Here is an 18045-nt window from a genome sequence, read left to right as displayed (position 1 = left end):
TAGGAGAGATGTCATTGAAATATTTCACAAGAGATTGGTATAAAGAAATGCAAATTTCAGGATTTGTAAATTACATAGGATCAATAGAAGAATGGAAAGAAGTGAATCCTGATTATATACAAAGTTTGAAAGACGAAGTAGAAGAAAGGAAAGAAGATTTATTAAATTTTCTTCCTGAAACACTACATACACATATTCATAACAACACTATTGATTCAGAATATCCACCTAATGAATTAAAGAAACTTTTATTAGAGTGGACAGCAGATTATGAGAAAAGAATGGCTCAATTAGATCTATCATACTTAGAACATTTTAATTCCATTAAGAAAATGCTTCCGTCAAATGTTGTTCAGTTACATAAGGCATCACTACATGATAGTGAAATTTTAACTGTAGAGAGAAATTTAGAAGATATTTTATCTATAACAGTAGATTGCAGTGGCACTTTTAGTGATTTCGATAAACTTCAAGTAACTTTTACAGGAGTGACGAAATGTTCTATGCCGGATAATCTTAAAGGTGCTTGGTGGCTGTACCATGAAATAGAGCTTACTGAAGATGGATTTGAATTAGGTATGTTATTTGATTGCCCATTTGAAGAAGTAACGATTTGTGCAAAAGATGTCTTGCTTGAGAAAAAATAACTTGGTTATTTGTATATTAATTTATAATAAAGAGAGTTTCTTTTGCTGAAGTTTACAAGTTCGATAACAAAAAAACAGTCATTTAAGACTGTTTTTTATTTTGATACTAAATTATCAAGCTTCCAATATGTATTTGTTAATGGAGCAACTTTACTATCTATATACAAATACATGTTATTTAAGTCTTTAGGCGAAGTTTTCATTTCAAATACAACGTCAGTAGTTAAAGAAAATTCGAGTGGAACATTTTTATATTTCTCATCATCTACTGGATGAACTTCACCTTCATATTTTTGACCAGTTTTTTCATCTTTTATGAAATATTTTATCTCTGAAAGATCAATAGTTTGTCCATCGGCTCGAACATTATTAATCATAACACGTGCTGTGAGACGCCACTCTTTGTCTATTTTTTCGAATCTTGCATTTTCAACAGTTGCTCTATAGTATCCGTTTTTAAATATTTCCCCATAGTGCATTGCATTCTTTTCGAGAGAGCTCTTTTCTTGTTTTGGTGTAGCACTGCTATTACATCCTGCCATTATTCCTGTAAATATTAATGCTGTACAAGTTACTTTAATTAAAGATTTCATAGTAATTCCTTTCTGTATTAAAAAGTAAAACATAGGAATAATTTTACAACAATAAGGAGATAAATAGAAGCATTTTAGTAGGATATACAAATATACATTTATTCGGTGTTGAAGTTAATGAAATAGAAAGAGAGAGAAAACCTGCATAAAGCTGAAAAAATAAGAATTGAAAATATTGTAAAACGGAAGGGACATGCATATAATTAACATAAATATTAAATTTCTGAATTTTCAATAACGGTGGTGAGAACATGTTTACTGAAGAGCGTCGAGAGAACATTTTAGAATTGCTTAAGAAAGATGGAAGAGTAGTCGCAAAAGATCTTGCTGAAATATTTGATATGTCTATTGATTCTATAAGAAGAGATCTATCTATTATGGAGAAAGAGGGTTTATTAAAAAGGACGCACGGAGGTGCAATTGAACTTGCAAGAGTGAGGAACTTAGCCGCAGAGCCATCTAAACGTTATAGTAATGGCCCTATATATGAGGACGCAATCGCTAAAGTTGCTGCATCTTATATACAAGAAGGAGATTCCGTTTTTATTGGTGGGGCTTCAATTCATTGTGCTATGTTAAAATTTTTACCCGAAACATCATTCACAGTTATTACGAATTCTATAGAGATAGCTAGTTCGTTACGAGAATATAAGAACATAGAAGTGTATTTAATTGGTGGTAAGGTAAAACCTTCAGGAAATATTACTGATACACTTGCCTCGGAATTGATTAGTAGTTTTACTATTGATATTTATTTTTCCACAGGTGGTGGAGTTTCATTACATGGTATAAGTACTGCAACACCGGAAGTTGCTCATTTTGGAAAAACAGTAAGCAAAATCGCTCGAAGAAATATTTGTTTAGCTCCTCATAATAAACTCGGAATAGACTGCTTTATAAAAGGAGAGTCACTTAAAGAAATTGACCTTATAATAACAGATGAAGAGGCTAGTAAAGAAACTATTCAAGAATTTGAGAAACAAGGTAAACAAATTGTAATAGCGCCAATAGACTGCATTTAAAAGGAGTTTGAAATGATTATAAAAGGACAAGAGTTTCATATAAATGGATTAACTTATACAATTCGTTCTGCAGCTGAGACAGATGCAGAGCAGTTATCGAAAATACGAGTTCAGATCGATGGAGAAACTGAAAATATGGATAGAGAAGTTGGAGAGGGATTTATAGATACGAAGGGATTCCAGGAAATAATAAAAACGGATAGTAAAAAAACAAGAAATCTCTTTTTAGTTGCGGAAGTTCATAACCGTGTCGTTGGATTTTCGAGATGTGAAGGATCTGATTTAACGAGATTATCTCATAAAGTAGAATTCGGAGTTTGTATTTTAAAAGAGTTTTGGGGATATGGAATGGGTAAGTGCCTATTACAACAATCTATTAATTGGGCTGATGAAAATGCAGTGAAAAAGATAGCATTACAAGTGATAGAGACAAATAAGAAAGCCATTCAGCTTTATAAAAATTTAGGTTTTGGGGTAGAAGGTATTCTAAAAAATGATAAAAAACTGTCGGATGGTAAGTATTATAATACGGTAGTAATGGGAAGGTTTACTGATACTTTTCATAAAAGAGGTGAAGAAATATGTTTTACAGAAGGAAGTACTATGTAGTAAAAAATGAATTCATAGAAATATTTAATGATCATTTCAATGATACTAATTTACCTAATCAATTAAAATATGGTTCTCGTTTAATAGGACGCTGGATGAAAGATAATAATGATGGTACGACTGAAGTATTTGCAATATGGGAATATGATAGTTATGAAGAATATGTAGAAATTGAAACGGAAATTAGAAATGATAAAATGCATGTTAAAAGAATACATGATTGGTATGATAAACATGGCGGGAAAGAATATGTTTTACGAGAGTACATAATAGAGATGAAAAATGAAAAGTTACTATGTACTGTAAAATGATAGAGGAGTGAAGCCAAATGGGGATGAGAACGAAATTATATATTAGTTTAGCATCCACTATTTTATTCGCAATAGCAGTGGCAATATTCTTTTTAAATAACAATCCGATAAAGTGGTTTTGGTTATGTATTTTAGTAGGCTCCATTATACAAAATATAGTGTTGATAAAAAAACATAAAGAAATTCATTAAGATATTCAAATTATCAACATATTTGTGTCGTCTTTCTAATTGTGTTGAAAATGCTATTTCTCCTGTTCGATTGAGTTTTCACATCCGTATATGCTAGGTATGTTAACTTCAATTGCCCATGCGATTGAACGTGAATGTAGCATTCAAATACATCAAAACGAACTACATGTAATTCACCGCTTTTTAGATGTAATTGATAGTGATGAACAAGTTGTTATTTGTAATCAATGTTCAAAATATAAATGGACGGGAAATATGCGGAACGTAAATGTCATTTTATTACAGAAGGTGATGGGAAATCAAAAACAAATTGAGTTACAAAATGGAAATAAAGAAAAACATACGCTGAATTTTCACGGAAAACTACAGTGTTATAGCATGATTGAAGCGCTAGAAAAGACAAACGGAAATGTTTCATTAGCTGCAAAATTATTTGCTGTGCCACGCAGTACATTTTATAAACGAATGCAAAAATTTAGGCTATAAAAGTAGATTTTTGTAATCTGCTTTTTCTTTGTGGGCTCACGTTCTGTCGGAATGTGCGCTTACCGGGGAAATAATAGAATAGTTAGAAAGAAGATTTCCTGAAGGGGGTTAACATGTGAAGTATATTGAAATTGGAATCGGGAATAGGTGGTTCGTTCGAACAGAAACTGAAAATAAAGACGGAACTGAATTTGAGGAACGCGGCATTATAAAACCTATTTATTTTGAGTCTTTATATGTACGAATTTGGTTGTGGAAAACGTGTTTTATTTTTGATACGAGAGAGGGCTTTAAGAAAGTAAGAAAAAGTAGAGCTGAGTATAAGTTTATTGTTGGAATGGTGAGTAGGTTAAAACAATAGAATCAAACAGGGGGTGTTCTTATGATTAGAATTACCACATTCATACTTGCAATTATTGTAATGGTCTATTCCATCTATAGTTGGAATGATGATTCGAAACAAAGTATGCTTATTCTACAATTGCTTCTAGGATTTATGTTAGCTGGTATGGGGGTACAAAATTTTAAGAAAGATGAAAAAGAGAATAAAAATCTGGGGATTATTCTCTTACTTGCATCGCTATTTTGTATTTTTGTATCGTTAATAAAATATTTTAAATAAACCGTTACTAAGCATATTGAGTAACGGTTTTTTGAGGTTATAATGTGCTATTTATATAATCCTGTCGTATACATTACCGTTAAAGTATGTACAATTTCTTCTAACTCTAGTTCTTTATCATTTTGTACGATTGTCCAAAGAAACGTTTCATTCATCGCGAACCAACCACGTGCTACAATCTCTTTATTTAATTCAGGCTGCGCCAATCCACTTTCTTGAGAGTAAGTAATATCTTGTGTAATACTTTTTATAAAGCGTTCACGAATCTCATCCCATTTTTGACTTATCTCTCTTGATAATCCTATTGCTTCTTCGACAACTTGCAAAATATCCCGTTCTTCTTCCGCTAATTGTAAAAATGCTCTAACTTGACTTTGAATCATATCACATGCTTCTAACTTTGTTTGAGGGGAAAAAGAGCGATCAGCAATATCATAAAAGCGATTCATCACACCTTCCATCAAAACGACGAGGAGAGCATCTTTGTTTTTAAAGTATACATATGCTGTTCCATAACCAGTTTCTGCATGTTTAATAATTTGCGTGATTGTAGTTTTCTGAAATCCGTTTTTTATAAAAATAGTATAACCGGAATGTAATAGTTTCTTTTTCGTTTCTAAGGAGCGGTGTTTTCTTGTTGAAAGAGTAGAGTTTTTCAAAGAATCACCTCTTTATACTGAAATATCTGAAAATATAATTGTATTGTAAAAGAAGTTCGTATATAAAGTCAACTGACATAATATCATTGACGTCATATCAACTTAAGTGATATATTTTAATTAGTTAGAATAAAAAGAAAATTAAAAGAAGGTGACACCATGTATAAAGAACCATTTCAACCAACTTATGAGTATGCGCTTGAATGTGATAAACATGATGAACTGAAAGATTTTCAAACTGAATTTTATAAAAAAGAAGGAACAATATATTTAGATGGTAACTCTTTAGGTTTGCTTTCAAAAAGAGCAGAGAAATCGTTACTTACTTTGCTAGATTCATGGAAAGAGTTTGGAATTGATGGATGGACTGAAGGTGAGCATCCGTGGTTTTTCCTTTCGGAGAAATTAGGTGAATTGACAGCACCTCTTATTGGAGCTTTGCCGGAAGAAACAATTGTAACCGGTTCCACGACTGCGAATATACATCAAGTTATTGCGACGTTTTATGAGCCGAAAGGAATACGTACAAAAATTCTTGCGGATGAATTAACATTTCCGTCAGATATTTATGCGCTTCAAAGTCAAATTCGTTTAAAAGGCTTAGATCCAGATGAGCATTTAGTACGAGTGAAAAGTCGAGATGGAAGAACACTTTCTGAAGATGATATTATTCAGGCAATGACAGATGATATCGCTTTAATTTTATTGCCTTCTGTACTATATAGAAGCGGACAAATTCTCGATATGAAGCGATTAACAGCTGAAGCTCATAAACGTGGTATTCATATCGGTTTTGACTTATGTCATTCAATCGGTTCTATTCCGCATCATTTTAACGAATGGGATGTAGATTTCGCTGTATGGTGTAATTATAAATATTTAAATGCAGGTCCTGGTGGTGTTGCAGGTTTATATGTGAATAAAAAACATTTAGATAGACTTCCAGGATTATCTGGTTGGTTTAGCTCTAGAAAGGATAAGCAGTTTGATATGGAACATTCATTAACTGCGGCTGATCATGCTGGAGCCTATCAAATAGGGACACCTCACGTATTAAGTATTGCACCATTAATCGGTTCTCTTGAAATTTTTAAAGATGCCCGTATTGAAAGATTACGTGAAAAGTCATTACATATAACAAGATATATGCTCGATTTAATTCAATTGGAGTTAAATGATATGGGATTTACAATCGGAAATCCGCTAGAGGATGAAAAACGAGGCGGGCATATTTATTTAGAACATGCTGAGGCGGCACGTATATGTAAAGCGTTAAAAGCAAATGGAGTGATTCCAGACTTTAGAGCTCCAAATGGAGTTAGACTTGCGCCTGTTGCTTTATACAATACGTATGAGGAAGTATGGAACTCTGTACAAATCTTAAAGAAAATTATGAAAAATGAAGAATATAAAAACTTTGAAAATAAGCGAGAGGTTGTGGCGTAAGCATGAAAACATCGCAGTGGATTGATATTTCACAACCGCTAAATAATGATATCGCGACATGGCCAGGGGATACACCGTTCTCGTATGAAGTTTCATGGTCAAAAGAAGACAGTGGTTCGGTAAATGTCGGAAAGTTAACGATGAGTATCCATACAGGTACTCATATTGATGCACCATTTCATTTCGATAATGACGGTAAGAAGGTGTTAGATTTAGATATACACGTATATGTAGGCGCAGCACGAGTTATCGATGTGTCAGGGCTGGAGAGTATCGGTAAAAAGGAATTAGAACGTTTTAAATTAGAAGGTGTAGAGCGATTATTATTACGTACATCTTCACATGGTAAAGCGCAAGAATTCCCAGAAAAAATCCCGTATTTACGTGCTGATATTGCAGATTTTCTATCAAGTAAGGGCATTCGTTTAATTGGGGTAGATGTACCCTCTGTTGATCCTTTAGATGATAAAGAACTAGCAGCACATCATCAATTATTTAAACACGGAATTCACATTTTAGAAAATGTCGTACTCGATCACGTAGCAGACGGCGATTACGAACTTATTGCCTTACCACTTGCATTAACAGATGCAGATGGGAGCCCAGTTCGAGCTGTTATTAGACCAATATAAATAGAAATGTTAAAAGGGGCGTTTGACTAATATGAAAGAAAATGAAAAAGTAATTATGGAAAAAGGGATTCACACTGATTTTAAGGAAAATATGACGTACGGAGAGTATTTACAGCTAGATAGCTTATTATCTAGTCAACAAAGATTATCAGATCATCACGATGAAATGTTATTTATCGTTATTCACCAAGCGAGTGAGCTTTGGATGAAACTAATTTTACATGAACTGAATGCAGCAATTGAATCTATTAAACAAGATAAATTACCACCAGCTTTTAAAATGTTAGCACGTGTATCAAAAATTCAGTCGCAAATTATTCAATCTTGGGATATTCTTGCGACATTAACGCCATCAGAATATATTGAGTTCCGTGATTCACTTGGTCAGGCTTCCGGTTTTCAATCGTATCAATATCGAATGATTGAGTATGCACTTGGTTATAAAACACCACATGCATTAAAGATTTATGAAAAGGACCCAGAATTACATGCTCGTCTTCATAAAGCACTTCATGCACCAAGTTTGTATGATGTGGCGATACAAGCGCTTGTTAAAGAAGGATTCCCAATTCATGAAGATGTGTTAAATCGTGATATTACGCAGCCTTACGAAGAGGATGCAACTGTAGAAGCGGCTTGGATAGAAGTATATGCGGACGTGCAGAAATATTGGGATTTATATCAGCTTGCAGAGAAATTAATCGATATTGAAGACTGGCTACAACAATGGCGTTTCCGTCATATGAAAACGGTAGAACGAATTATTGGTCATAAAATGGGAACAGGTGGCTCTTCTGGCGTATCTTATTTAAAGCGAGTGCTTGATCAATGCTTCTTCCCAGAGCTTTGGAATGTTCGAACGAAATTATAAAATAAACTTGTCAGCTATTAAATGCTGGCAAGTTTATTTTTTTTGTTTTAAAAACAAATATGATTTAATAGAGAGAACGAGATGAACAACAAATATTACATAATCATTTAGATGGAGGAAGATTTCTTGAACTTTGAGCAATTACAAAATAAATTTGAAAAGAAAAAAGTTAATACATTTCTTGTTTATCAAAAAGGGGAATTAACGACTGAGTACTATAAAACGATAGACTGTGCAAATGACTTATTTAAAATTAATTCGATTACAAAAAGTATCGTATCTATATTAATTGGTATCGCAATTGATAAAGGATTTATAAATGATATACATACACAAATCACAACATGGATTCAAAATGCACCGGAGAAAAAGAGGGAACTAACGCTGTATCATTTATTAACGATGACAACAGGAGAAGATTGGCAAGAGTTCGGAAATGGGGTTATTTTCCCAAATGACTTTGTGGAATCAGACAATTGGGTGCAATACATTTTAGAAAAGCCGCTCATTGAAGAAATGGGTACGAAAATGAATTATAATTCAGGCTCTTCTCACTTACTTAGTTACATCATTCAACAAGCAACTGGAATGTCGACGGAGCAGTTCGCGAAAAAGTATTTATTTGAGCCGTTAAACATTACGGAGTATGAGTGGCAACAAGACCCGCAAGATATATATGTTGGCGGATTCGGTATGAAAATGAAATCTATAGACTTATTAAAGTTAGGGAAATTATGTTTGAACAATGGATATTGGAAGGGGAATGAAATTGTATCATCGAAATGGTTAGAAGAATCAAATACAGCTCTATTTGAAACGTATGAACATGTCGGGGCATATGGATATCACTGGTGGGTATTACATAACGAAAGATTTCACATACCGTATTGTATGTATTTTGCTATGGGATACGGAGGACAATACATTATTATCATTCCGCAGTTAGAGCTCGTAGCGGTTATTAGTAGTCACATGCCGAAACGTGGCCTCGTACCATTAAAGTTATTTATAGAGCATATAATAGAGAATTCCAATCATAAATAAGAAGAGGAAGGAGGTGTTGTATGAGAAGTGCAAAAATGATAGCGATTTATAGACTGTTATTAAGTCTTCTAGCGTTTAGTGCACTTATTACTCAATTTGTTACAAGAGCACAAGTGAAACCGTTCAATCCAGTTAATTTTTTTAGTTACTTCACAATTGAAAGCAACATTTTAGTGGCGGTAATTCTACTATTAAGTAGCTTGGTGACAGCCACATTCGGACGTTCCGAGCAGTTTGGAGTTCTTCGCGGCGCAGCTACAGTATATATACTGACAACAGGACTTATTTATTTTTTGTTATTAAGGGGATTAGAAGAGTCACTTCAAACAGCAATACCGTGGGTAAATACTGTGCTTCATTACATCATGCCATTAGCGATGATTTTAGACTGGGTTATAAATCCACCTACAAAGACCATTACATGGAAACAGGCTGCGAGTTGGCTTGTTTTCCCGCTTTTATATGTTGTCTATAGCTTAATACGCGGTCCATTCGTGAATTGGTACCCATATCCGTTTCTCGATCCGAGAATAGGTGGATATGGTAGAGTACTTTTATATAGTATCGGAATAGCGGTTGTAATTGGAGCTATTTGCGGATTAGTAAAAATGTTAGGTAATCGATCTTTGCATATAAATAATAATCCTCCTTATTAAGGAAGAAGTACATAAAGAAACCTCTGTCTGTATGTAAAGACGGAGGTTTCTTTGTTTTACCGATTTGTCTTCTGAAAGGACATCTTTAAAAATTTCTCTGTTTTCGTATCAAACTCTATATCCACAAAAACACCATACTCTTTTCTACCCTCACGTAGCCATAATTTAAACTTTTCAACTGTTATTTGAACAGTTTTTGGTTTTCTACCTATATGAAGGTAATCGATAATTTCAGCTTTCGGATATTGTTCTTTCGTTTTTTCAACGGCTAGTTTACCCCATTTTGCATAGGGTGGCTGTGCGTGAACTATAGATGGACCAGTATATATATTTGAACATGCTGTTAGTAAAAAAATCGCGAATGCTATACGTGTGAAGAAATACTTCATAATAAGCTCCTTTTACTCTTTTTTATATTGTGTGCATATATCTTCAAGCATATAAGCTTGGCTTTTTTTGTCTTCTTTACATAAAAGCTTCACATTTACAAAACATAACCATGAATTCATTCTGTATTTAAGGAGGGAAACATATGCGTCAAAAAGGTTTTTTGAAGCTAGCAGTTTTACTTACCTTTATTGGTTTATCTTTAATGGTAAGTAGTATACAAACCAAAAATGTAGAAGCCTTTTCTAATCAAGTAATTCAAAGGGGAGCATCTGGAGAAGATGTCATTGAACTGCAAACTCGTTTGAAATATAACGGATTTTATACGGGAAAAGTTGATGGTGTTTTCGGATGGGGTACATATTGGGCGCTTCGAAACTTTCAGCAAAAATTCGGATTGCCAGTTGATGGTTTAGCGGGTGCTAAAACGAAGCAAATGCTTGTAAAAGCGACGAAGTATGATAAGTCGACCGCTAATAAAGGTACTACAACTAATAAAGGGAATAGCGGTGGTACTGCACAAGAAAATAAACCACCACAAAGTAAAGGGACAAATGTTCCAAACGGTTATTCTCAAAATGACATTCAGCTAATGGCAAACGCTGTGTACGGAGAATCGCGTGGTGAGCCATATTTAGGACAAGTTGCAGTAGCTGCGGTAATTTTAAACCGTGTCACAAGTGCATCGTTTCCAAATACCGTTTCAGGTGTAATATTTGAACCGAGAGCATTTACAGCAGTAGCAGATGGACAAATATATTTAACGCCAAATGAAACAGCGAAAAAAGCTGTATTAGATGCGATTAATGGATGGGACCCAACTGGGAATGCATTATATTATTTCAATCCAGATACTGCGACAAGTAAATGGATTTGGACTCGTCCACAAATTAAAAAAATCGGTAAACATATTTTCTGTAAATAGAGCGGAGGTGGAAACATGTTACGAGGTATTATCATTGTATTGTTAACAGTAGGTGTAGTAGGAACAGGGTATTGGGGCTATAAAGAGCATCAAGAGAAAAATGCGGTATTAATTCGAGCGGAAAATAGTTATCAGCGTGCGTTTCATGATTTAGCATATGAAGTTGATTTATTACACGATAAAATTGGAACAACACTGGCGATGAATTCACGTTCCTCATTATCGCCAGCTTTAGCAGATGTATGGCGTTTAACATCAGAGGCTCGTTCTGATGTAGGGCAACTACCATTAACATTAATGCCATTTAATAAAACGGAAGAGTTCCTTGCGAATATCGGTGATTTTAGTTATCGTGCAGCGGTTCGTGATTTAGAAAAAGAACCGTTAAATGATCAAGAATATAAAACGTTACAAGGTTTATATTCAAATGCAGAAAATATACAAGATGAACTGAGAAAAGTGCAGCATCTTGTATTGAAAAATAATCTTCGCTGGATGGATGTAGAAATGGCTCTAGCGTCAAACCAAGATCCAGCAGATAACACAATTATCGATGGATTAAAGACGGTAGAAAAGAATGTAACATCATACTCGTCCACAAACTTTGGACCGACTTTTACAAGTGCACAAAAGAATAAAAAAGGCGGATTTGAGGCAAAAGGAAAGGCGATTTCGAAAGAGGAAGCGGAAAAAATCGCGAAATCATTTTTAAACTTAAAAGGGAATGAAAAAGTAGAAGTTGAGAAAAGTGGAAAAGGTGCAAAAGAATCATTCTACAGTGTGAAAATTCAAGATCCAGCAACGAACAATGAGTATTATATGGATATTACCGGAAAAGGTGGATATCCAATTTGGGTAATGAACAACCGAGAAATTAAAGAACAAAAAATTAGTTTAAATGATGCAGGAAGTAAAGGATTAACATTTTTAAAGGATCATAAGTTTACAAATATGGAGCTATTTGATAGTTCTCAATATGATAATATCGGTGTGTTTACGTACGTTGTAAATGAAAATGGAGTGCGTATTTATCCAGAAGCAATTCAAATGAAAATTGCTTTAGATGATGGATCGATTGTTGGTTTTTCTGCGAAAGAATATTTAGCATCGCATCAAAAACGAACAATTCCGAGTGCGAAGCTAACTGCTGCTGAGGCGAGAAAGAAAATTAATCCCGATGTAAAAGTTATGGAAGAACGTAAAGCTGTAGTAGTAAATGACTTGCATAATGAAGTACTTTGTTATGAATATATTGGTACTTTAGGGAAAGATACGTACCAAATTTTCATTAACGCAAATAGCGGGGCAGAAGAAAAAGTGAAGAAGATGCAAGCGGTTGAAAAAATTTATGATTAAACATCAATGATAAAGTGGTGAAAATAATGAAAATCATTATATATATGTTAATGTTTTGTTTCGTTATTACTGGATGTAGTATTGGAAAAAAAGACAATTCTAATGAAAAGCCAGAACAAAAAAATGTCTCGATGAAAAATGTTACGTATACAAATAAATCAAATAAACCAAATGAAAAGGCAGCTGATCATCTGGCATCTTTAGCTGCAAGTATACCTGGTGTAAACGATGCGACAGCAGTAGTAGTTGGGAAATATGCTGTGGTAGGTATTGATGTAAAAGCGAAACTTGATCGAACTCGCGTTGAGTCAATTAAGTATTCTGTTGCAGAAAGTTTAAAGAATGACCCAAATGGTGCGAATGCAGTCGTTGTAGCAGATGTTGATACGTATGAAAGACTAAAACAAATAGGTAAGCAAATTAAAAAAGGTAAAACTGGTGAAGGCATACTTGATGAATTAGCAGCAATTGTTGGCCGTGTAATGCCGCAAGTTCCAAATGATATGATTGAAAATAGAGAAACAAACCCGATTAAAGATAATGATAAACAATTACCAAAAGATGAAGAACAAGAACTTCGAAAAGAACAAGATGATCAGTCCAATAATCATTTGAAAAAATAGTGGAAATCCCGTACTAAATTGTACGGGATTTTTTATAAAATTAAATATTCAGTTTATTTTTAAGGGAAAATATGGTTTAATAATGAGGGGAGGGACAACCGTTATGATGAAAAAAAGCACACTCATATTGTGTAGTTTATGCATAGGTTTTAGTATGACAGCGTGTGACCAGAAGAAAGAAGTGAAGAAGAAAACTGCTACATCTTCTACTATAACGGAAAATAAAAATCAAAAATCCATTAATGTAAATCATTTCTCAAATATTAATGAAGGAATGACATATTTAGAAGTGAAAGAATTAATCGGTTTTGAAGGGGATTTACTCATAGAAGAAGGGGAAGAACATTCTACACGAATTAAACAAATTTTTGCTTGGAAAGGCAACGATCCAAAATCATTTGCTGAAATTACATTTTTGGATGGAAAAGTGCATTCTAAAACACAGCAAGGTTTAAGTTAATAACTTGAAGGAGTGGGAGAGTTAAGCATGAACATACATACAGGGGAAATACAATTAGTTCCGTATAAGGAGCAGTATAAAGAGATAATACAATCATTTACTTTACCAAGTGAACAAGTTCAATTTACGGCGAATCCAGGTGAATTACTGGAGAAAGCGAAAAATGATCGAACGAAAAATGTAGTTGTTATTTTAGACTATAACGGAGTACCTGTCGGTGTATTTATATTACAAACAGGTGATAGAGTACAGGAGTTTACAGAAAATAAGGATGCCATACTTTTAACTTCTTTTTCTGTTAATCATAATAAACAAGGAAAAGGATATGCTAAAAAATCATTGGCGCTATTACAAGGCTTTGTAAAATATTATTATTCAATAAAAAACGAAGTGATTCTTGCTGTAAATGAAAAAAATATTCCGGCACAACAGTTATATGAGAAAGTTGGATTTCAAGATAGAGGATTTAGAAGAATGGGACCAATTGGACAACAATTCATATTACATTTACCTATAACGAGATAATAAGATAATAAAGCTTACTCTTGAAAAAAATCATGTAGTAAGTTTTTTCATTTGAGATATTTTCCAAACATGATATGTTAGAGGCATTAAGGTAAGTATTCGAGAAGTATGAAGGTGCAAAACAATTCGATTGCTAAGCATGTAAATACGCGAGGGGTAATCATATGACAATTTATATTGCATTACTACGGGGAATAAATGTAGGTGGGCATAAAGTAATCAAAATGGCGGATTTGAAAAAAGCGTTTGAATCAATTGGGGTAAAACAAGTGAAAACGTATATTCAAAGCGGGAATGTAGTATTTGAATCAGAGGAAGAAATAAATTTTCTAAAGGAACGAATTGAATGTGCAATTAAGAACGTTTTTGATTTCGATGTTCCGGTCATGTTAAGAACAAATGATGAATTTATTAATATTATTAAAAAATGTCCTTACGAGACCAATTCATTGTTAGAAGGAGAAAGTGTACATGTGGCCTTTTTGGCTAATACCCTTTCTGAAGGGGAGTGCAATCAGTTACTTAGGCTTAATAGTGACATAGAAGATTGTCATATCGAAGGAAGAGTAGTGTATTTATTTTTCAAAAAAAGCATTCGGAATTCTAAACTAATGAACCAGTTTCAAAAATTACATACGCCAGCTACAGTAAGGAACTGGCGGACTGTGAATAAGCTGAAAGCAATAGCAGAAGAGATTTAAATAAAAAAGTGGTTTTCTATTTACAGAAAACCACTTTTTTTATTTATATTGTTTGGCGACAATGAGTTCAACGATAGGGAAAATAAGAAAGGAAGAACAGAGTGCAATAAAGAGTGGAAGGTTTTTTACACCATCCAAATTGAAACCCATAGAAAATCCTTCCGAGCAGAGTAATATAAGGAACATAACACCTACAAGCACAAAATACGCGATTTTAAAGCTTTTATATGTAATTTGTTGTCCCATCTCATCTTGACTTTCTTTCGATACTCCGTTTGGATCTCCCCATGTAATATGATTAATTAAATTACTAAGTATTAAAGAAGCAGCGAAAATCGTTCCACCCAAAATTGAACCTTCAGTTGCGTATTTGTATGCGCCATGTCCGAGTATCGCGATTAACGATAAAACAATGATTACAAAAATAATCTTTTTAGTATTCAATATATAATTGCACCTCCACCATTGTCAAAAAATCTTTACAACCATAGTATAAAATTGGAAAAGTTTTATGTCAAATACTTTTTACACGATAAATGAATATTTGTGATATTTTGTTTAAAGGATGAAGAAAAAATTACATTACATTTGAATGTAAAAGAATGGGCTCGCATATATTTGGAAGGGATGTCAGATTAAATTAGGGGGTAGTTATGTCTATTCTTTTAAAAGCTGGTGCAGATGCAGGAAATAATGGTTTGAAGTTAATGGTGAAAGGGCAGGAACCCATTTTTATTCCGAGTATTTATTCCTTATATATAGGTGAGCCTACGGGGTTGTTAGATGAGGGTGAAGTTTCATCGTCAGAATTAGAGAATCACATTGATGTGACCATTAGTTCTCCATCGCTAATGTTAAATAATGTACGATACATCGTTGGAGAAAAAGTGATTCAAGATCAATTAAAAGGTACAGAAGTGGAGAAGAAATCAAATAAATCTACTGATGAATTAATGGTCATTACAATCCTTTCAGGTTTAGCGATAAGTGCTATGCGTCAAAGTCCAACTTCAAGTCATATTAATATTCGTTATGATTTATCTGTTGCTCTTCCAATGCAACTTATTACACAGGAAATCGCTGCTGAAAATTCGAAACGGTATATGGGTAATCACAAGGTCATATTCCATTATCCAAATGGACGCGATGTTACGATTAATGTTTCTATTGAGTTTTGTAAATGTCTACCTGAAGGCGCTTCTGGGACGTGGGGGATTGTATATGATGAGGAAGGAAATGTTGTGAAACATAAAATAGAATGTGAACAAAATCAAGTTTCAGAAATTGATTTTGTAGATAAAACTTTATTGTCTTTTGATATTGGCGCAGGGACAACGGAAGAAGTTGTTTCATTAGGGGTAAATTTCCGCCCGCAATTAAGTAAAGGATTATCGTACGGTGTAAAAGAAACGTTACTACAAATTATTACGAGATGGAATCGGAAATATCCTACGAAAACAATTGATAGTATTACAGAATTCAACCAAATTTATTTAAATGAAAAGCATCCAAGAAATGCATTGTTAGTTGAGGAATCGCAGCCAGCGTTTTTAGGTTTAGCAGCACGCGTTGCAACGGATATTATTAACAAAATTGATGATATGAAAGACGATCCATATGTATTTATTTATGGTGGGGGCGCAGTTATTATTAAAAATAGCTTAAAAATGATTTTGAAACAAAAAGGACGCTTGAAAAATGTAATTTTTGTAGATAACCCGTTATTCACCAATGCTCGTGGTCTTTTAGTATATACATGTTCGCCAAAATATAGAGAGCATAAGCAAAAAGAGTTAGGATTCACAAACTTAACGATAAGTTAGTTGGTGGAAGTATGCGATCTAGGCGATTTAAACGTGGTGATCGAGTGAAAATAAATATTAATAAATCGGTATCACCTGAAATGATTGCATGGCTTAATAAACAAACTAATCCAACTAATTTCTTTTTCTTTGCAGCGCAGCAATTATTTAAACAAGTAGGAGATATTGATGTATCGAAAGCCTTGCCAAGTAGTCATGTTTTTTCTTTATATGTAGAACCGCCATCTCTACTAAAAGTTGAAGTGAATCCATTTAAAAACGTACCACTAGAAAATAGTAAATCCACCGAAAATGTAAAAAAAAAATCGTGGGAATCTGTTGATCAATTAGATTGCCCATTCTTTTGAACATAGAAAATCATAGGTAGAGCCCATGACTATACATACAAATGCAGTGATGGGCTTTTGTAATTGTATCACTATTTCTATTAGTTGTTTTTATCTTATATTTTAGATGTATGTTTTGAAACTGTTTTAATAATTTCGGCCCAGTCATCGGGATGATTCTCATGCCCTGAACCTTCAAGGGTTAGTAGTTTTGCGTTCGGAATTTCATCAATAAGTGCGAGTCCATGTTCAAGTGGAAGAGCTGTATCGTCCGTACCATGAATTACTAAAGTAGGTACTAGTAATGACTTAAGTATACCTTCATAAGAATCATCACCTGTAAGGAGGGCATGGTTGAACATGCTTAATAAATTGTTGGCACGTTCTATTTCTTGCTTTACTTGTTTCAAAGTTCTTGCTTCATCAAATATACGCTTTGATCCACAGAGTAGACGTGATCCTGTAACTAAATATTTCGCTATAACATCTTTATTTGTCCAATCTAAATTCGCACCATTAGCATGATGTGTCAAAATTCTTTCATCCATTGGAGGCAAATCACGAGTATTGTTATCAGATCCAATAACGCTTGTTGCTAGTAATGTTAAGGACAAAATTCTTTCTGGGTGTTTTACTGCAGCAATTTGAGCAATCATACCTCCTAATGACATGCCCAGAAGGTGTGCCTTGTCAATATGATATGCATCGAGTACCCCGATTGCATCCTCAGCCAGGTCAGCTACAGTGTAATTGGAAGTCCCAGGCTCATATGTAACAGAGCGCCCAACATCACGGTTATCATAGCGAATGACAAATCTTCCTGTGCTAGCCAACCTTTCACAAAATTCTTCATCCCAATAAACCATTGAACACGTAGCTCCCATAATTAATAATATTGCTGGGTTATTAGGATTTCCAAAGCCTTCTGTACATATATCAATACCGTTTACTTTGAAAACTTGTTCACTCATAGCACACTCTCCGTTTCATTTAAAGGTCATTAATAAATAAAGAGAAATATAACTTTGGGTGTTTCTTAAGCGTAAATTAGATTGTATTTAAGTGAAATAAATGTTTTTTGCACTCATGATGCTTAATTAGTAGAGTAGCATAAATATCACCTCCAAACA

26 protein-coding genes are annotated in these 18045 nt (G+C 33.8%); 21 read left to right on the top strand and 5 right to left on the bottom strand.

Going from position 1 to position 18045, the window contains the following annotated elements; genetic code table 11:
• The first annotated feature begins 14 nt into the window (after nt 1-14).
• The gene (locus tag MHI07_RS12845; protein WP_215578676.1) at nt 15-647 is read left to right on the top strand and encodes a DUF4085 family protein; all 633 of its coding nucleotides are present in this window, start codon (nt 15-17) and stop codon (nt 645-647) included.
• 95 nt (nt 648-742) lie between these two features.
• On the opposite strand, the gene MHI07_RS12840 is transcribed toward MHI07_RS12845, so the two are convergent.
• The gene (locus tag MHI07_RS12840) at nt 743-1240 is read right to left on the bottom strand and encodes a hypothetical protein (protein WP_340824173.1); all 498 of its coding nucleotides are present in this window, start codon (nt 1238-1240) and stop codon (nt 743-745) included.
• A 251-nt stretch (nt 1241-1491) separates the two neighbouring features.
• Between MHI07_RS12840 and MHI07_RS12835 the strand changes: the two genes are divergently transcribed.
• The 7 genes from MHI07_RS12835 to MHI07_RS12805 all read left to right on the top strand — a co-directional run bounded on the left by MHI07_RS12835 (nt 1492) and on the right by MHI07_RS12805 (nt 4481).
• Complete coding sequence (locus MHI07_RS12835) at nt 1492-2262, top strand: DeoR/GlpR family DNA-binding transcription regulator (RefSeq protein ID WP_204209977.1); 771 nt, start codon at nt 1492-1494, stop codon at nt 2260-2262.
• A gap of 12 nt (nt 2263-2274) precedes the next feature.
• Nucleotides 2275-2871: a GNAT family N-acetyltransferase gene (locus MHI07_RS12830; RefSeq protein WP_215578672.1), complete on the top strand. Its 597-nt coding sequence runs from the start codon at nt 2275-2277 to the stop codon at nt 2869-2871.
• Nucleotides 2844-3182: an NIPSNAP family protein gene (locus tag MHI07_RS12825; RefSeq protein WP_215556930.1), complete on the top strand. Its 339-nt coding sequence runs from the start codon at nt 2844-2846 to the stop codon at nt 3180-3182. Before MHI07_RS12830 ends, MHI07_RS12825 begins: the two co-directional genes overlap by 28 nt.
• Before the next feature lie 17 nt (nt 3183-3199).
• On the top strand, nt 3200-3373 hold the full coding sequence (locus tag MHI07_RS12820) for a hypothetical protein (RefSeq protein ID WP_002110256.1): 174 nt from the start codon (nt 3200-3202) through the stop codon (nt 3371-3373).
• A gap of 255 nt (nt 3374-3628) precedes the next feature.
• The gene (locus tag MHI07_RS12815) at nt 3629-3859 is read left to right on the top strand and encodes a helix-turn-helix domain-containing protein (protein ID WP_435868776.1); all 231 of its coding nucleotides are present in this window, start codon (nt 3629-3631) and stop codon (nt 3857-3859) included.
• 115 nt (nt 3860-3974) lie between these two features.
• The gene (locus MHI07_RS12810) at nt 3975-4220 is read left to right on the top strand and encodes a DUF3977 family protein (protein WP_002110254.1); all 246 of its coding nucleotides are present in this window, start codon (nt 3975-3977) and stop codon (nt 4218-4220) included.
• A 21-nt stretch (nt 4221-4241) separates the two neighbouring features.
• Nucleotides 4242-4481, top strand: coding sequence for a YczI family protein (locus MHI07_RS12805; RefSeq protein WP_002110253.1), 240 nt, complete (start codon nt 4242-4244; stop codon nt 4479-4481).
• Nucleotides 4482-4528: 47 nt separating this feature from the next.
• Here the strand turns inward: MHI07_RS12805 and MHI07_RS12800 are convergent, their stop codons facing one another.
• Nucleotides 4529-5140 carry a TetR/AcrR family transcriptional regulator gene (locus tag MHI07_RS12800; RefSeq protein WP_215578668.1) on the bottom strand — a complete coding sequence of 204 codons (612 nt, stop codon included), beginning with the start codon at nt 5138-5140 and terminating at the stop codon, nt 4529-4531.
• Between the two features lie 159 nt (nt 5141-5299).
• Here MHI07_RS12800 and kynU point away from each other — a divergent pair, with 159 nt between their 5' ends.
• The 5 genes from kynU to MHI07_RS12775 all read left to right on the top strand — a co-directional run bounded on the left by kynU (nt 5300) and on the right by MHI07_RS12775 (nt 9789).
• Complete coding sequence (gene kynU, locus MHI07_RS12795; protein ID WP_070139384.1) at nt 5300-6586, top strand: kynureninase; 1287 nt, start codon at nt 5300-5302, stop codon at nt 6584-6586.
• Nucleotides 6587-6588: 2 nt separating this feature from the next.
• The gene (gene kynB, locus MHI07_RS12790; protein WP_002161539.1) at nt 6589-7218 is read left to right on the top strand and encodes an arylformamidase; all 630 of its coding nucleotides are present in this window, start codon (nt 6589-6591) and stop codon (nt 7216-7218) included.
• 31 nt (nt 7219-7249) lie between these two features.
• Entirely contained in the window at nt 7250-8089 is an 840-nt protein-coding gene (gene kynA / locus MHI07_RS12785; RefSeq protein ID WP_002110249.1) for a tryptophan 2,3-dioxygenase, read from the top strand.
• Between the two features lie 126 nt (nt 8090-8215).
• Nucleotides 8216-9133, top strand: coding sequence for a serine hydrolase domain-containing protein (locus MHI07_RS12780; RefSeq protein WP_340824159.1), 918 nt, complete (start codon nt 8216-8218; stop codon nt 9131-9133).
• Nucleotides 9134-9153: 20 nt separating this feature from the next.
• Nucleotides 9154-9789, top strand: a complete 636-nt coding sequence (locus MHI07_RS12775) for a Pr6Pr family membrane protein (protein ID WP_215578662.1) — start codon at nt 9154-9156, stop codon at nt 9787-9789.
• Between the two features lie 56 nt (nt 9790-9845).
• Here MHI07_RS12775 and MHI07_RS12770 read toward each other — a convergent pair whose 3' ends face one another.
• A complete protein-coding gene (locus MHI07_RS12770; RefSeq protein ID WP_340824158.1) occupies nt 9846-10178 on the bottom strand; it encodes a DUF3889 domain-containing protein in 333 nt (110 codons plus the stop codon).
• A 143-nt stretch (nt 10179-10321) separates the two neighbouring features.
• Between MHI07_RS12770 and sleB the strand changes: the two genes are divergently transcribed.
• From sleB to MHI07_RS12740, 6 genes are all read left to right on the top strand, one after another.
• Nucleotides 10322-11101, top strand: a complete 780-nt coding sequence (sleB, locus tag MHI07_RS12765; RefSeq protein WP_215578660.1) for a spore cortex-lytic enzyme — start codon at nt 10322-10324, stop codon at nt 11099-11101.
• A 15-nt stretch (nt 11102-11116) separates the two neighbouring features.
• The gene (gene ypeB / locus MHI07_RS12760; RefSeq protein WP_215578658.1) at nt 11117-12457 is read left to right on the top strand and encodes a germination protein YpeB; all 1341 of its coding nucleotides are present in this window, start codon (nt 11117-11119) and stop codon (nt 12455-12457) included.
• Nucleotides 12458-12483: 26 nt separating this feature from the next.
• Complete coding sequence (locus MHI07_RS12755) at nt 12484-13080, top strand: YhcN/YlaJ family sporulation lipoprotein (RefSeq protein WP_340824156.1); 597 nt, start codon at nt 12484-12486, stop codon at nt 13078-13080.
• A gap of 103 nt (nt 13081-13183) precedes the next feature.
• Complete coding sequence (locus MHI07_RS12750; RefSeq protein ID WP_340824154.1) at nt 13184-13540, top strand: hypothetical protein; 357 nt, start codon at nt 13184-13186, stop codon at nt 13538-13540.
• A gap of 27 nt (nt 13541-13567) precedes the next feature.
• Nucleotides 13568-14065 carry a GNAT family N-acetyltransferase gene (locus tag MHI07_RS12745; RefSeq protein WP_215578654.1) on the top strand — a complete coding sequence of 166 codons (498 nt, stop codon included), beginning with the start codon at nt 13568-13570 and terminating at the stop codon, nt 14063-14065.
• Nucleotides 14066-14229: 164 nt separating this feature from the next.
• Entirely contained in the window at nt 14230-14766 is a 537-nt protein-coding gene (locus tag MHI07_RS12740; RefSeq protein ID WP_215578652.1) for a DUF1697 domain-containing protein, read from the top strand.
• A gap of 39 nt (nt 14767-14805) precedes the next feature.
• Here MHI07_RS12740 and MHI07_RS12735 read toward each other — a convergent pair whose 3' ends face one another.
• Entirely contained in the window at nt 14806-15210 is a 405-nt protein-coding gene (locus MHI07_RS12735) for a hypothetical protein (RefSeq protein WP_215578649.1), read from the bottom strand.
• Nucleotides 15211-15419: 209 nt separating this feature from the next.
• Between MHI07_RS12735 and MHI07_RS12730 the strand changes: the two genes are divergently transcribed.
• Together MHI07_RS12730 and MHI07_RS12725 are read left to right on the top strand one after the other, a co-directional pair.
• Complete coding sequence (locus tag MHI07_RS12730) at nt 15420-16589, top strand: ParM/StbA family protein (protein ID WP_002161548.1); 1170 nt, start codon at nt 15420-15422, stop codon at nt 16587-16589.
• Nucleotides 16590-16600: 11 nt separating this feature from the next.
• Nucleotides 16601-16936, top strand: a complete 336-nt coding sequence (locus tag MHI07_RS12725) for a hypothetical protein (RefSeq protein ID WP_002110237.1) — start codon at nt 16601-16603, stop codon at nt 16934-16936.
• A gap of 95 nt (nt 16937-17031) precedes the next feature.
• Here MHI07_RS12725 and MHI07_RS12720 read toward each other — a convergent pair whose 3' ends face one another.
• Nucleotides 17032-17886 carry an alpha/beta fold hydrolase gene (locus MHI07_RS12720; RefSeq protein ID WP_215578647.1) on the bottom strand — a complete coding sequence of 285 codons (855 nt, stop codon included), beginning with the start codon at nt 17884-17886 and terminating at the stop codon, nt 17032-17034.
• Nucleotides 17887-18045: the final 159 nt, after the last annotated feature.

This window comes from Bacillus sp. FSL H8-0545 (assembly GCF_038006105.1).
GTDB lineage: Bacteria > Bacillota > Bacilli > Bacillales > Bacillaceae_G > Bacillus_A > Bacillus_A cereus_U.
Note: the sequence above shows the minus strand (reverse complement) of the source record. Positions and strands in the feature narration are given on the sequence as shown.

Excerpts from the sequence above, each read along its gene's own strand:
- MHI07_RS12720 (WP_215578647.1), bottom strand. The coding sequence starts at position 17,886 with ATGAGTGAACAAGTTTTCAAAGTAAACGGTATTGATATATGTACAGAA.
- MHI07_RS12830 (WP_215578672.1), top strand. The coding sequence starts at position 2,275 with ATGATTATAAAAGGACAAGAGTTTCATATAAATGGATTAACTTATACA.
- MHI07_RS12740 (WP_215578652.1), top strand. The coding sequence starts at position 14,230 with ATGACAATTTATATTGCATTACTACGGGGAATAAATGTAGGTGGGCAT.
- kynA (WP_002110249.1), top strand. The coding sequence starts at position 7,250 with ATGAAAGAAAATGAAAAAGTAATTATGGAAAAAGGGATTCACACTGAT.
- MHI07_RS12815 (WP_435868776.1), top strand. The coding sequence starts at position 3,629 with ATGCGGAACGTAAATGTCATTTTATTACAGAAGGTGATGGGAAATCAA.
- sleB (WP_215578660.1), top strand. The coding sequence starts at position 10,322 with ATGCGTCAAAAAGGTTTTTTGAAGCTAGCAGTTTTACTTACCTTTATT.
- MHI07_RS12775 (WP_215578662.1), top strand. The coding sequence starts at position 9,154 with ATGAGAAGTGCAAAAATGATAGCGATTTATAGACTGTTATTAAGTCTT.
- MHI07_RS12725 (WP_002110237.1), top strand. The coding sequence starts at position 16,601 with ATGCGATCTAGGCGATTTAAACGTGGTGATCGAGTGAAAATAAATATT.
- MHI07_RS12805 (WP_002110253.1), top strand. The coding sequence starts at position 4,242 with ATGATTAGAATTACCACATTCATACTTGCAATTATTGTAATGGTCTAT.
- ypeB (WP_215578658.1), top strand. The coding sequence starts at position 11,117 with ATGTTACGAGGTATTATCATTGTATTGTTAACAGTAGGTGTAGTAGGA.
- MHI07_RS12730 (WP_002161548.1), top strand. The coding sequence starts at position 15,420 with ATGTCTATTCTTTTAAAAGCTGGTGCAGATGCAGGAAATAATGGTTTG.
- MHI07_RS12750 (WP_340824154.1), top strand. The coding sequence starts at position 13,184 with ATGATGAAAAAAAGCACACTCATATTGTGTAGTTTATGCATAGGTTTT.
- MHI07_RS12825 (WP_215556930.1), top strand. The coding sequence starts at position 2,844 with ATGTTTTACAGAAGGAAGTACTATGTAGTAAAAAATGAATTCATAGAA.
- kynU (WP_070139384.1), top strand. The coding sequence starts at position 5,300 with ATGTATAAAGAACCATTTCAACCAACTTATGAGTATGCGCTTGAATGT.
- MHI07_RS12770 (WP_340824158.1), bottom strand. The coding sequence starts at position 10,178 with ATGAAGTATTTCTTCACACGTATAGCATTCGCGATTTTTTTACTAACA.
- MHI07_RS12840 (WP_340824173.1), bottom strand. The coding sequence starts at position 1,240 with ATGAAATCTTTAATTAAAGTAACTTGTACAGCATTAATATTTACAGGA.
- kynB (WP_002161539.1), top strand. The coding sequence starts at position 6,589 with ATGAAAACATCGCAGTGGATTGATATTTCACAACCGCTAAATAATGAT.
- MHI07_RS12745 (WP_215578654.1), top strand. The coding sequence starts at position 13,568 with ATGAACATACATACAGGGGAAATACAATTAGTTCCGTATAAGGAGCAG.
- MHI07_RS12755 (WP_340824156.1), top strand. The coding sequence starts at position 12,484 with ATGAAAATCATTATATATATGTTAATGTTTTGTTTCGTTATTACTGGA.
- MHI07_RS12820 (WP_002110256.1), top strand. The coding sequence starts at position 3,200 with ATGGGGATGAGAACGAAATTATATATTAGTTTAGCATCCACTATTTTA.
- MHI07_RS12835 (WP_204209977.1), top strand. The coding sequence starts at position 1,492 with ATGTTTACTGAAGAGCGTCGAGAGAACATTTTAGAATTGCTTAAGAAA.